This is a genomic window from Neobacillus sp. 19 (assembly GCF_049463095.1).
Classification (GTDB): domain Bacteria; phylum Bacillota; class Bacilli; order Bacillales; family Cytobacillaceae; genus Neobacillus.
This window is the reverse complement of the sequence record NZ_JBMPZU010000030.1, coordinates 306,849-320,606: the sequence shown is the minus strand read 5'-3', so window position 1 is coordinate 320,606 and position 13,758 is coordinate 306,849. Positions and strand designations below refer to the sequence as shown.

Sequence of the window (13,758 nt, the reverse complement as noted above, 5' to 3'; positions counted from 1 at the left end):
AAAAATATCCTTTACATATCGACATTTGATTCAATTTGAAAGTGATCTATTTTCGGAGGAAATGATTAACTAATTGAGGTGCAATGTTATGTTAAATAAATTTAAACTTAGGAAGAAGCAGCAAACGTCTTCCACACTCCGAGATAAAATAGAAGAAATAAAAAAACTGCCTGTTCCCGGGCACGTTGCCATTATTATGGATGGCAATGGCCGCTGGGCTAAAAAAAGAGCACTGCCGAGGATTGCCGGTCATCATGAAGGGATGAAGGTTGTTCGTAAAACAACGATGTTGGCAAATGATCTTGGAATAAAGGCATTGACTTTATATGCTTTTTCAACCGAAAACTGGAAACGTCCTAAAAATGAAGTAGAATACATTATGAGGCTGCCGGAAGAATTTCTTGGGACCTTTCTTCCTGATTTAGTTAAAAATAATGTACAAGTGAAAATGATGGGCTATAAAGATCAACTTCCGGTACATACCTTACGAGCCATTGAAAAAGCCATGGAGGAAACAAAAAATAATACCGGATTAATTTTAAACTTTGCCTTAAATTACGGAAGCAGAGCGGAGATACTAGATGCGGTCAAGCAAGTCTTAACTGATAGTAAAAATGGTATACTAAATGAAACGGAACTCAACGAACAGGTATTTTCCTCATACTTGATGACCTCAGCATTTGAAGATCCTGACCTTTTAATCCGGACTAGCGGAGAAATCCGTTTAAGTAACTTTATGCTTTGGCAATTAGCATACTCGGAGTTTTGGTTTACGGATGTCCTATGGCCGGACTTTAATGAGGAACATTTGCTTGAAGCGGTTGAGGTCTTCCAAAAGCGCCAGCGCAGGTATGGCGGCTTATAGAAATAACAAAGGTGTTGAACTACTAGATGAAGCAAAGAATTATTACAGGAGTCGTTGCAGCGGCATTGTTTTTGCCAATTGTTTACTACGCGGGAATTCCGCTCGTGTTACTAACGTATTTTTTAGCGACTGTTGGTCTGTATGAATTACTGAAAATGAAAAATCTTACTATTTTCTCGATCCATGGTATACTTTCCATTTTATTTCTCTGGGTGCTGATTTTTCCCGAGAAGTATCGTCATGTTTTGGATAGCTTTTATTATTCAAAAACCGAATTGTGTATTGTGTTAATCCTTTTATTATTAACCTATACAGTGATTACCAAGAATCGCTTTACCTTTGAAGATGTCTCATTTTCAATTTTATCCGCTCTTTATGTCGGGATGGGTTTTTACTTTTTCTTCGAAACAAGGGTGGATGGGGGATTAGTCTTCATTTTATACTCCCTATTTATGATATGGGCAACAGATTCAGGGGCGTATTTTATTGGGAAAGCTCTTGGAAAGAGAAAGCTTTGGCCTGAAATCAGCCCGAATAAGACGATTGAAGGATCACTGGGCGGTGTTGTTTGTGCCGTGATTGTAGCCATCCTCTTTGTTTTATTCACTGATATAAAAGGGTCCATTATTGCCATTACAGTGGTATTGTCTGTTTTTGGACAAATTGGTGACCTTGTTCAGTCAGCATTTAAACGTCATTTTAATGTGAAAGATTCAGGGAAAATCTTACCTGGTCATGGAGGAATCCTTGACCGGTTTGACAGTTTAATATTTGTTTGGCCAATATTAAGCCTATTCCACCTTTGGGGATAAAACGAAATTGTTTTTTGTTTTTTATAGGAGATGAAACGTTTGAAAATAATTAGTTTATTGGGTGCAACGGGATCGGTTGGAACACAGACCATCGATGTCATTCGGGAACATCCGACAGAATTTAAGCTGGCTGCCTTTTCAGTTGGCAAAAATATCAATTTGGCCAGAAAATTAATTGCCGAATTTAATCCAGAGCTTGTTTCTGTACAAGACTATCAAGATTGTCATACATTAAAAGCAGAATTTCCGCAAACGAAGTTTACTTATGGGAATGAGGGACTGATTGAAGCGGCTGTTTTTGAAAAAGCTGATATCCTTGTCAATGCAGTTCTTGGCAGTGTGGGGCTGCATCCTACTTTACAGGCTATTGAGTGTGGGAAAGTAATTGCAATTGCGAATAAAGAAACACTTGTAACAGCAGGACACTTAGTAATGGAGGCAGCGCGAAAAAATAATGTTCAACTGCTTCCTGTCGACAGTGAGCACTCTGCTATTTTCCAAGCCTTGCAAGGTGAAAAGGAAAAAAATATAGAAAAGTTAATTTTAACAGCGTCAGGAGGCAGTTTTCGGGACCGCACCCGGGATGAGTTGGTAAATGTCACAGTAAAAGAAGCTTTAAATCATCCGAATTGGTCGATGGGGGCGAAAATTACGATTGATTCCGCGACCATGATGAACAAAGGGTTAGAGGTCATTGAAGCACATTGGCTGTTTCAAATGCCTTATGAAAAAATTGATGTATTGCTCCATCATGAAAGCATCATACATTCAATGATTGAATTCCATGACAGCAGTATTATCGCTCAACTAGGAACACCGGATATGAGAGTGCCAATCCAATATGCACTCACATACCCTGATCGTCTTCCGCTGCCCACTAAAAACCGATTAAATTTAGCGAGTATTGGAAAACTACACTTTCAGGAAATGGATGTTGAGAGGTTCCGCTGCCTGCAGTTTGCCTTTATGGCTGGAAAAGAAGGCGGAACAATGCCTACTGTTTTGAATGCAGCCAACGAAACGGCCGTAGCTGCGTTTTTAGAAGGTAAAATTCGTTTCTTGCAGATTGAAGATTTGATTGAGAAGGCGTTAAGCAGCCATCAATCCATCAACCATCCAAGTTTAACGATGATTGAAGAGGTCGATCAAGAAACGAGACAGTATGTGCAGTCACTTTTATAAGCGAAACGGAAGTGCCCGTTAATGGCGTCGAAGGTACGGTTAACGTGGTTATAAGCTTCACTCTTATCCTGAAGGAAAGGTGGTTTTTTCATTGAGTACAGTTATTGCCTTTATTGTGATTTTTGGCGCACTCGTCTTCTTTCATGAATTAGGACATTTTATTTTTGCTAAAAGAGCAGGGATTCTTTGCCGTGAGTTTGCTATTGGTATGGGACCAAAAGTGTTCACACATAAGAAAGGTGAAACTACCTACACCATTCGATTATTGCCAATTGGAGGATTTGTCCGCATGGCGGGAGAAGATCCAGAGATGGTGGAAATTAAACCGGGCTATCGAATCGGTCTTTTATTTAATCATGAAAATCAAGTAAGCAAAATTATTCTAAACAATAAAGAAAAATTCCCTAATTGCCGGATTGTTGAAGTGGAGTATGCTGATATAGAAAAGGATTTAGTCATAAAGGGATTTCCGGAAGATGACGATGAAAATTTACAGACGTTTAAAATAAATCCAAAAGCGGTTCTGGTTGAAAATGGGATTGAATCTCAACTTGCTCCGCTTGACCGTCAATTTGGTTCAAAAACATTACCGCAACGATTTTTAGCGATTTTTGCAGGGCCAGCAATGAACTTTGTCCTTGCTTTCGTCCTATTTATCTTAATTGCATTATTACAGGGTGTCCCTTCAAATGAACCGAAATTGGGCGTTATAACTCCGGACGGAGCTGCCAAATCTGCCGGTCTGCAAGAAGGAGATATCGTCCAGAGTATAAATGGTTCAGAAATTTCCAGCTGGTCTGATGTGGTTGAAATCATTCGAGAAAATCCAAATAAAAAACTTGATTTCTCGGTTATACGAGATGGAGAAGAGAATGAAATACAAGTAACACCGCTTGAAAAGACAGTCGAGGGTACGAAAATGGGTATTATCGGTGTTTATAGCCCGGTTGAAAAGTCACCACTCCAAGCAGTTAAGTCTGGTTTCACAGAAACCTATTTCTGGACAAAACAAATTTTTGTGATGCTTGGAAAATTGGTTACCGGTCAATTTTCAATTGATGCCCTGTCCGGTCCGGTTGGCATTTACAATTCCACTGCTGAAGTAGCAAAATCGGGTATTTATTATTTAATGAAATGGGCCGGAATCTTAAGTATCAATCTGGGGATTATGAATTTGCTGCCGATCCCTGCACTTGATGGCGGCAGATTAATGTTCTTTGCTGTCGAAGCAGTTAGAGGGAAACCAATTGACCGCCAGAAGGAAGGGATGGTCCATTTTATCGGATTTGCCCTTCTCATGCTCTTGATGCTTGTCGTTACATGGAATGATATTCAGAGGTTCTTCCTCTAATAAGGAAATAAACTACATCATTGGGATCGCAGCCGCGGTCCCAATTTAATTTTTTCCAGCAGAGGTTTCTGTCGAATTTCGCCGAATGATTATTGAACATATGCTATAATTAAGTTTTGAAATAGATAAAGATAATTGATTTTGAATAGATGGGAGAGAGACGATGAGCGAACATGCCTTAGGCAATAAAGAGCGATTCCAACTCTTGCTCCAGCAGCTGCAACTGATCGAGGATGCTGTGGTAGTGCATTTTAATAATGCGCAAATAGAAAGACTGCTGGTTGAAAAAAAAGCGCGGAAGTGGCGGTTTCAATTTTTATTTGAAAAAATCCTTCCATTCAATGTCTATCTTAGGTTTACTACACAGTTAGAAAGAACCTTCTCGAACATTGCAGCCATTTCCTATGATATCAATGTGATCAATCAAGTCATCACACCGGAAATAGTTAAAGAATATTGGAGCTTTTGTATCCAGCAAATTGATGGTATTTCGCCGCCGCTTTTGAAATTGCTTTATGAACAATTGCCAGATGTAAGTGGGAATAAGCTGACGATTACAGTTAGAAATCAGGCGGAAGGTCTAGCGTTAAAACGAAAATACGGTCCAGTAATTAGCGATATTTATCATTCATTTGGATTTCCGCTCTTAGCAATCGAAACTGACATAAAAATGGAAAAAAATGATGAATATGAACAATTTGAACTTGCCAAACAAAAGGAAGATCAAGAACGCGCCTTAATGGCAATGGTCGAGATGCAAAAGAAAGAAGCGGAAAAGGATCAGTCTGGCGGTGAACTGCCTACAGGTCCTCTAATGATTGGGTTAACGATAAAGGATGACAGCGACTACCGCAGTTTGATTGATATCGTTGATGAAGAAAGAAGAGTGGCGGTTGAAGGGTATATTTTTAATGCCGAAATTCGCGAGTTAAGAAGCGGCCGTTCACTCCTAACCTTTAAAATTACCGATTACACTAGCTCGATCATGGTGAAAATGTTTTCACGTGATAAAGAGGATGCTGCCCTGTTCCAGCTTGTAAAAAAGGGAATGTGGGTTAAGGTCCGCGGTAGTATCCAAAACGATACCTTCGTTCGTGACCTTGTTATGATTGGGAACGATATTAATGAAATAAAACCGATGGGACGGAAGGATACAGCACCAGATGATGAAAAGCGGGTTGAATTGCATCTTCACACCCCGATGAGCCAAATGGATGCGGTAACTCCCGTCAGTAGCCTAATTGCTCAAGCTGCAAAATGGGGCCATAAGGCCATCGCCGTAACGGACCACGCTGTCGCCCAGTCATTCCCTGAAGCATATGGGGCCGGTAAGAAAAATAATATAAAAATTCTTTACGGGGTCGAAGTGAATCTTGTCGATGATGGTGTGCCAATTGCCTATAATGATGCCCATCGTTTGCTTGCAGAAGATACGTTCGTCATTTTTGACGTAGAAACAACAGGTCTTTCTGCCGTATATGATACAATCATCGAGCTTGCAGCCGTGAAGATTAGAGACGGCGAAATCATTGACCGTTTTGAGTCATTTGCAAATCCCCATCACCGGCTTTCCGCAACCACCATCAACCTTACCGGAATAACCGATGATATGGTTCAGAATGCACCGGAAGTAGATGAGGTTATTAGAGATTTTCATGAATGGGTTGGGGATGGAGTCCTTGTTGCCCATAATGCTTCATTTGATATGGGCTTCCTTAACGTCGGATATAAAAAAATCGGCTTAGAAAAGGCGAAAAATCCTGTCATTGATACACTTGAGTTGGGTCGATTCTTATACCCAGAAATGAAGAACCACCGATTAAATACATTGACGAAAAAGTTTGATATTGAATTAACCCAGCACCACCGTGCGATTTATGATGCGGAGGCCACAGGTTATTTACTCTTGAAAATGCTGAAGGATGCCCTTGAAAAAGGAATCGAATACCATGATGAATTGAACGATAATATGGGGAAAGGAAATGCCTATCAACGTGCCCGCCCCTACCATTGCACACTATTAGCACAAAACGAACACGGTTTGAAGAACCTGTTTAAACTTGTGTCGATCGCACATATTGAGTATTTTTACAGAGTTCCCCGAATCCCAAGGTCAGTCTTGCAAAAATATAGGGATGGCATTCTTGTAGGCTCAGCCTGTAATAAAGGTGAAGTGTTTGAAGGGATGATGCAAAAGTCCCCGGAAGAGGTAGAAGCACACGCCCGTTTTTATGACTATCTTGAGGTAATGCCGAAGGAAGTAAATGCTCCTTTAATAGAAATGGAATTAGTTCGGGATGAAAAAGCGATGGAGGATATTATTGGTAAAATTGTCACACTTGGCGATAAATTAGGCCTGCCTGTTGTGGCTACAGGGAATGTTCATTATTTAAATGAAAATGATAAAATCTATCGAAAAATCTTAATCAACTCACAAGGCGGCGCAAACCCATTAAACCGCCATGAACTTCCGGACGTTCATTTTAGGACAACCAATGAAATGCTTGATGCTTTTTCGTTTTTAGGGGCAGAAAAAGCGAAAGAAATAGTGGTGACCAACACCAATAAAATTGCTGATATGATTGACGTCATTAAACCAATTAAAGACGATTTATACACACCTAAAATTGAAGGCGCAGAAGATGAGATGCGTCAAATGAGTTATGATATGGCTCATAAAATCTATGGAGAGCCTCTCCCTGAAATTGTGGAAGCCCGCCTGGAAAAAGAACTTAAAAGTATCATTGGGCATGGATTTGCCGTTATTTATTTAATTTCGCATAAGCTCGTGAAAAAATCCCTTGATGACGGCTATCTCGTTGGTTCGCGGGGGTCCGTTGGATCTTCCCTTGTAGCGACAATGACAGAAATTACAGAGGTGAATCCGTTACCGCCGCATTACGTGTGTCCAACATGTAAGCATTCCGAGTTCTTTAATGATGGATCGGTCGGCTCCGGATTTGATTTACCTGATAAAGACTGTCCAAATTGTGGTGGAAAATACCGCAAAGACGGCCACGATATTCCGTTTGAAACGTTCTTAGGCTTTAAAGGAGATAAGGTCCCTGATATCGATTTGAACTTCTCAGGTGAATATCAGCCGCGTGCCCACAACTATACAAAAGTCTTGTTTGGTGAAGAATATGTCTACCGTGCAGGGACTATCGGTACTGTTGCGGATAAAACGGCCTTTGGATATGTAAAAGCCTATCAGCAGGATAACAATCTCCAAATACGGAATGCCGAAGTGGAACGGTTAGCTTCCGGCTGTACGGGAGTAAAAAGAACGACCGGTCAGCACCCCGGCGGGATTATCGTTATTCCGGATTATATGGATGTGTATGATTTCACACCGATTCAATTTCCAGCAGATGATCGGAACTCGGAATGGAAGACGACACATTTTGATTTCCATTCCATCCATGATAATGTGCTGAAGCTTGATATTCTCGGTCATGACGATCCGACTGTTATCCGGATGCTTCAAGATTTAAGTGGAATCGATCCAAAAACGATACCGACAGACGACCCCGAAGTCATGAAGATCTTTAGCAATACGGAATCTCTTGGGGTAACAGAACAGCAGATTATGTGTAAAACCGGAACATTAGGTATTCCAGAGTTTGGGACGAGATTTGTCCGGCAAATGCTAGAGGATACAAAACCGACCACCTTCTCTGAACTTGTCCAAATATCCGGTTTATCCCACGGAACAGACGTTTGGCTGGGGAATGCTCAGGAATTAATTCATAACCAAATTTGTAACTTAAGCGAAGTAATCGGCTGTCGTGATGATATCATGGTTTATTTGATTTATCAGGGTCTCGAGCCATCTTTTGCCTTTAAAATTATGGAATCCGTCCGTAAAGGGAAAGGCTTAAGCGAAGAAATGGAAGCGGAAATGCGGAAAAACGAGGTGCCGGAATGGTATATTGATTCTTGCAAAAAGATCAAATATATGTTCCCTAAAGCCCACGCCGCTGCCTATGTATTAATGGCTGTACGGATAGCTTATTTTAAAGTCCATCTTCCGCTTTTATATTATGCTGCTTACTTTACAGTTCGGGCCGAGGACTTTGATATCGAAACGATGTCCAGAGGATCAGAAGCGATTCGTGCAAAAATCGAGGAAATTAATGCAAAAGGTCTTGAGGCATCCAATAAAGAAAAAAACCTGTTAACAGTTATGGAACTTGCACTAGAAATGTCAGAAAGAGGGTACAGCTTCCAAAATTATGATTTGTATCATTCGGATGCATCTGAATTTATTATTGATGGCAATTCATTAATTCCTCCATTTAATTCGATTCCTGGGTTAGGCACAAACGCTGCCTATAATATCGTAAAGGCCAGGGGAGACGGAGAATTTTTATCAAAAGAAGACCTGCAGCAGCGTGGAAAAGTATCCAAGACAATTCTAGAGTATTTGGATAAACAAGGCTGTTTAAAATCTCTTCCAGAGCAGAATCAGCTTTCCTTGTTCTAACCGTGAAAAACCTTATTTTAAGGGTAGCAGTTTGCATATAAATCATGGTTATGGTATAGTTTTATTGGAAATACTAAGAAATACTCTCGTGTTCAAGAGTGGGGAAACCCACTCTTTCGTCTTGTTTACAAATGTTTTTTTTGATAAAACTTTCCGTGAACTACATAGAATATGGGTGAAAGTCTATAGAAAAGGAGGTAAAGCATGAGCAAAGTAACGGAAGTTGTAGAAGCGCTGGCTGCCCCAATTTTTCAAGAGTTAGATATGGAATTAGTGGACATTGAGTATGTGAAGGAAGGAAAAAACTGGTTCCTTCGCGTATATATTGATAAAGATACTGGTGTTGATATCGAGGATTGCGGCCTGGTTAGTGAGCGACTAAGTGAAAAACTCGATGAGATGGATCCGATTCCCCATAACTACTTTCTTGAAGTATCATCTCCAGGTGCAGAGCGTCCATTAAAAAAAGAGAAGGATTTCGAAAAGGCAATTGGCAAAAATGTTTTTATTAAAACGTATGAACCGATTGATGGGAAAAAAAGCTTCGAAGGCACATTACTCGAATTTACCGGTAATCACTTAATAGTTGAGATTAAGATTAAAACTCGCAAAAAGTCCATTGAGATTCCATATGAAAAAGTAGCGAATGCTCGTTTAGCTGTTATTTTTTCATAATGAAACGATGAATAAAATTGAATAGGATTAGGGGGATATAAGCAAATGAGCAGCGAATTATTAGATGCTCTTACAATACTGGAAAGAGAGAAAGGTATTTCCAGGGATATTTTAATTGAAGCGATTGAAGCGGCGCTTGTATCAGCATACCGCCGTAATTTTAATCAGGCCCAAAATGTCCGCATCGACTTAAATTTACAATCTGGCTCCATGCGTGTCTTTGCTAGAAAAGAAGTAGTTGATCAAGTATTTGACCCGCGGCTTGAAATTTCATTAGAAGATGCCGTAAGGATTAATCCAAATTATCAGGTTGAAGATGTAGTCGAGATGGAAGTAACGCCAAAAGATTTCGGAAGAATTGCTGCGCAAACGGCTAAACAAGTTGTAACCCAGCGTGTAAGAGAAGCGGAAAGAGGCATTATTTATTCTGAATTTATCGACCGTGAAGAAGATATTATGACAGGGATTGTTCAAAGGCTGGATTCTAAATTTATTTATGTCAGCCTTGGAAAAATTGAGGCATTATTGCCGGTAAATGAACAAATGCCGAATGAACGATATAAGCCGCATGATCGTATTAAGGTATTTATTACAAAAGTTGAAAAAACGACAAAAGGTCCGCAAATATTTGTATCCAGGACTCATCCTGGACTACTGAAACGATTATTTGAAATAGAAGTGCCCGAAATATATGATGGTACAGTTGAAATTAAATCAGTTGCCAGAGAAGCGGGTGACCGCTCGAAGATTTCCGTTCATTCAGATAATCACGAGGTTGACCCAGTCGGCTCATGTGTGGGACCAAAGGGAACGCGGGTCCAGGCAGTCGTAAACGAATTGAAGGGTGAAAAAATTGATATCGTGAAATGGTCAGACGATCCTGTTGTATTTGTCGCAAATTCACTAAGTCCTTCTAAAGTACTTGATGTAATGGTGAATGAAAATGAAAAGGCAACAACCGTTGTTGTCCCGGATTATCAGCTTTCTTTGGCTATCGGGAAACGGGGACAAAACGCCCGTTTAGCTGCGAAGCTAACAGGCTGGAAAATCGATATCAAATCAGAGACCGAAGCACGTGAACTGGGGATCTATCCTCGTGAAGAGACAATCAGACTTTTTGATGATCATGTTGATACAGACTTTGATTTTGAAGACGAAATCGACGATTAGGTGAGGTGAGACGTGTGAACACTAGAAAAAAAGTTCCAATGCGCAAATGCGTGGCAACCGGTGAAATGAGGCCGAAAAAAGAACTAGTTCGCATCGTTCGCTCTAAAGAAGGAGAGGTAACCGTTGATTTGACCGGAAAAAAATCCGGCCGGGGTGCCTATCTTTCCAAGGACAAAGAGGCAGTACTACTAGCCAAGAAAAAAAACACCTTATCAAACCATTTAGAGGTTACGGTTAATGATTCAATTTATGAAGAATTACTTGAGTTAATAGAGAAGGAGAACCGACAATCCAAATGAAGCAAAATCAATGGATGTCATTACTTGGCTTAGCCAATCGGGCGCGTAAAATCATATCAGGTGAGGAGCTTGCCGTTAAGGAAATTCGAAACGGGAAGGCAAAGCTCGTTTTATTAGCCGCGGATGCGTCTATCAATACGACAAAAAAAATTACAGATAAATGTAATTCCTATCAAGTTCCATTAAAAATGGTGGAAAATCGTCATCTTCTTGGTCAAGCAATTGGCAAAGAAGCCCGCGTTATTGTAGCTGTTATGGATGATGGATTTGCTAAAAAACTGGTAACGTTGCTCGATTAAATCTTGCGGGGGTGAAACATATGAGTAAAATCCGTGTTTATGAATACGCGAAGAAACACAATATATCAAGCAAAGAAATTATCAATAAATTAAAAGAAATGAATATAGAGGTCTCTAACCATATGGCAACAATTGAAGATGCAGATGTTAAAAAGCTGGATGCAGCCTATAACAAAAAAGAAAACAATGCTCCACAGCAAAAAAAGAATAATGGACAGCAAAATCGCACAAACACACGGCCGGGCCAGCAGCAAAATCGTCCAAATCAAAGACCGGCACAATCAGGGCAGAAACCACCAGTACAGGCAAAAACTGCTAAAGCATTTGAGGAGGCTGCAGATAAAAATGCTACTCCTAGCAAGGTAAAAGTAGTCTCGCCTCCAAAAAAGGTTGAAGGCAAAAAGCAAAACCAAGAATCTCAGTCAAAAGAAAACAAAGTGTTTAGCAGCGCTGATAAAGCGAAGTCTCGCCCTTATAATAATAACCAAAACCGTAACAACCATAATAATAAAAAGAAAAAGGCACATACTCCAGTACAACATACACAGCCAGTAAAGAAAAAAGAGAAGGAACTTCCGGCTAAAATTACTTTTAGTGAATCTTTAACGGTTGGAGAGCTTGCGAAAAAGATTTATCGCGAACCTTCGGAAATCATTAAAAAGCTCTTTTTACTCGGCGTTATGGCAACAATCAATCAAGTTTTAGATAAAGATGCGATTGAATTAATTGCTGGTGAATACGGAGTCGAAGTGGAAGAGGAAATTAAAATAGATACAACTGACCTTGAGGTGTATTTTACTGAAGACGAGGCAGAGGTTTTAGTGGAAAGACCGTCGGTTGTTACGATTATGGGTCACGTTGACCATGGGAAAACCACTCTCCTTGATTCCATTCGTAACACAAAGGTAACCGAAGGAGAGGCTGGAGGAATTACCCAGCATATCGGTGCGTATCAAGTGGTTGAAAATGGCAAGAAGATTACCTTCCTTGATACACCAGGACATGCTGCATTTACGACTATGCGCGCCCGCGGTGCCAAAATTACTGATATCACCATCCTTGTTGTTGCTGCCGATGACGGGGTTATGCCACAAACGGTTGAAGCGATTAACCATGCAAAAGCAGCAGAGGTTCCAATTATTGTCGCTGTTAATAAAATGGATAAAGAAGCAGCAAATGCCGATCGTGTTATGCAGGAATTGACAGAGCATGGATTAGTAGCAGAAGCATGGGGCGGGGATACTATTTTTGTACCGCTTTCCGCAAAAACGGGTGAAGGAATTGATAACCTGCTTGAAATGATTCTTCTTGTAAGTGAAGTAGAAGAATACAAAGCAAATCCAAAACGCAAGGCCGTTGGAACAGTTATCGAAGCACAATTAGACAAGGGACGCGGTTCGGTTGCAACCTTGCTTGTTCAAAACGGGACATTAAAAATTGGCGATCCAATCGTGGTTGGTAATACCTTTGGCCGTGTCCGTGCAATGGTAAACGACAAAGGCCGCCGTGTAAAAGAGGCGGATCCATCAACTCCTGTTGAGATTACCGGCTTAAATGATGTTCCACAGGCTGGAGATCGTTTCGTTGTCTTTGAGGATGAGAAAACAGCTCGTCAAGTTGGGGAAGCTCGTGCACAGCAGGCATTAGCTGCTCAGCGTGGTGAAAAATCAATCGTCAGCCTGGAAAATCTGTTTGATCAATTGAAGCAAGGAGAAATGAAGGATTTAAATATTATCCTTAAAGCAGATGTTCAAGGTACTGCAGAGGCAGTAGCAGCTTCCTTGCAAAAAATAGATGTCGAAGGTGTCAATATCAGAATCATTCATAGTGGTGCCGGTGCGATTAATGAATCCGATATTACTCTAGCCGCTGCTTCCAATGCTATTGTAATCGGCTTTAACGTACGTCCGGATGTGAATGCGAAGCGGGCGGCAGAAGCTGAAAAAGTTGATGTTCGCCTTCACAGAATTATTTATAAGGTAATTGAAGAGATTGAAGCCGCGATGAAAGGGATGCTTGATCCAGAATTTGAAGAAAAAATCATTGGTCAGGCAGAGGTTCGTCAAACTTTCAAAGTATCTAAGGTTGGAACGATTGCAGGATCTTATGTGACTGATGGAAAAATCACTCGCGATAGCGGAATTCGTTTAATTCGTGATGGAATTGTCATTTTTGAAGGACACATAGATGCCTTAAAACGATTCAAAGACGATGCTAAAGAAGTAGCACAAGGCTACGAGTGCGGAATAACTATTAAAAACTTTAATGATGTTAAAGAAGGAGATATCGTTGAAGCTTATATAATGGAAGAAATAGAGCGGAAATGATTGTCGGTGTTGCCGTGTGTGAATGTATAATTTATGATGCGCATTCATTAAAAGAGAAACGTGCGGTTTTGCAGCGGATCCTTACACGTTTAAAACAGAAGTTTAATGTATCCGTGGCAGAGGTGGATTTTCAGGATGTTTGGCAACGAACGAAAATCGCGATTGCTGTTGTTACCTCTGCCCGGGTATCGACCGAGCAGGAATTGCAAAATGCACTAAAATTAATCGACTCCTTTCCAGAAATAGAAAGAACGATCACCGAGATTGATTGGCTTTAAGTTAAGAGGTGAAT

At 40.5% G+C, this 13,758-nt stretch carries 11 protein-coding genes; all 11 read left to right on the top strand.

Annotated features, from left to right (window positions below):
• Nucleotides 1–88 precede the first annotated feature (88 nt).
• Nucleotides 89–865 carry an isoprenyl transferase gene (locus tag ACO1D1_RS09000; RefSeq protein WP_149869596.1) on the top strand — a complete coding sequence of 259 codons (777 nt, stop codon included), beginning with the start codon at nt 89–91 and terminating at the stop codon, nt 863–865.
• Between the two features lie 26 nt (nt 866–891).
• Nucleotides 892–1,677: a phosphatidate cytidylyltransferase gene (locus ACO1D1_RS08995; protein ID WP_149869597.1), complete on the top strand. Its 786-nt coding sequence runs from the start codon at nt 892–894 to the stop codon at nt 1,675–1,677.
• 39 nt (nt 1,678–1,716) lie between these two features.
• Nucleotides 1,717–2,859, top strand: a complete 1,143-nt coding sequence (gene dxr, locus ACO1D1_RS08990) for a 1-deoxy-D-xylulose-5-phosphate reductoisomerase (protein ID WP_423335646.1) — start codon at nt 1,717–1,719, stop codon at nt 2,857–2,859.
• Between the two features lie 91 nt (nt 2,860–2,950).
• Nucleotides 2,951–4,210, top strand: coding sequence for an RIP metalloprotease RseP (gene rseP, locus ACO1D1_RS08985; protein WP_149869599.1), 1,260 nt, complete (start codon nt 2,951–2,953; stop codon nt 4,208–4,210).
• A 163-nt stretch (nt 4,211–4,373) separates the two neighbouring features.
• Complete coding sequence (locus ACO1D1_RS08980; RefSeq protein ID WP_423335645.1) at nt 4,374–8,696, top strand: PolC-type DNA polymerase III; 4,323 nt, start codon at nt 4,374–4,376, stop codon at nt 8,694–8,696.
• Between the two features lie 204 nt (nt 8,697–8,900).
• A complete protein-coding gene (gene rimP / locus ACO1D1_RS08975; protein ID WP_423335644.1) occupies nt 8,901–9,371 on the top strand; it encodes a ribosome maturation factor RimP in 471 nt (156 codons plus the stop codon).
• Nucleotides 9,372–9,416: 45 nt separating this feature from the next.
• On the top strand, nt 9,417–10,541 hold the full coding sequence (gene nusA, locus ACO1D1_RS08970; protein ID WP_149869602.1) for a transcription termination factor NusA: 1,125 nt from the start codon (nt 9,417–9,419) through the stop codon (nt 10,539–10,541).
• Between the two features lie 14 nt (nt 10,542–10,555).
• Nucleotides 10,556–10,840, top strand: a complete 285-nt coding sequence (rnpM, locus tag ACO1D1_RS08965) for an RNase P modulator RnpM (protein ID WP_149869603.1) — start codon at nt 10,556–10,558, stop codon at nt 10,838–10,840.
• Complete coding sequence (locus ACO1D1_RS08960) at nt 10,837–11,139, top strand: YlxQ family RNA-binding protein (RefSeq protein ID WP_149869604.1); 303 nt, start codon at nt 10,837–10,839, stop codon at nt 11,137–11,139. The genes rnpM and ACO1D1_RS08960 overlap by 4 nt, the downstream gene beginning before the upstream one ends.
• Before the next feature lie 20 nt (nt 11,140–11,159).
• The gene (gene infB / locus ACO1D1_RS08955) at nt 11,160–13,466 is read left to right on the top strand and encodes a translation initiation factor IF-2 (protein WP_423335643.1); all 2,307 of its coding nucleotides are present in this window, start codon (nt 11,160–11,162) and stop codon (nt 13,464–13,466) included.
• Nucleotides 13,463–13,744 carry a DUF503 domain-containing protein gene (locus ACO1D1_RS08950; protein ID WP_149869606.1) on the top strand — a complete coding sequence of 94 codons (282 nt, stop codon included), beginning with the start codon at nt 13,463–13,465 and terminating at the stop codon, nt 13,742–13,744. The genes infB and ACO1D1_RS08950 overlap by 4 nt, the downstream gene beginning before the upstream one ends.
• The last annotated feature ends 14 nt before the right edge of the window (nt 13,745–13,758 follow it).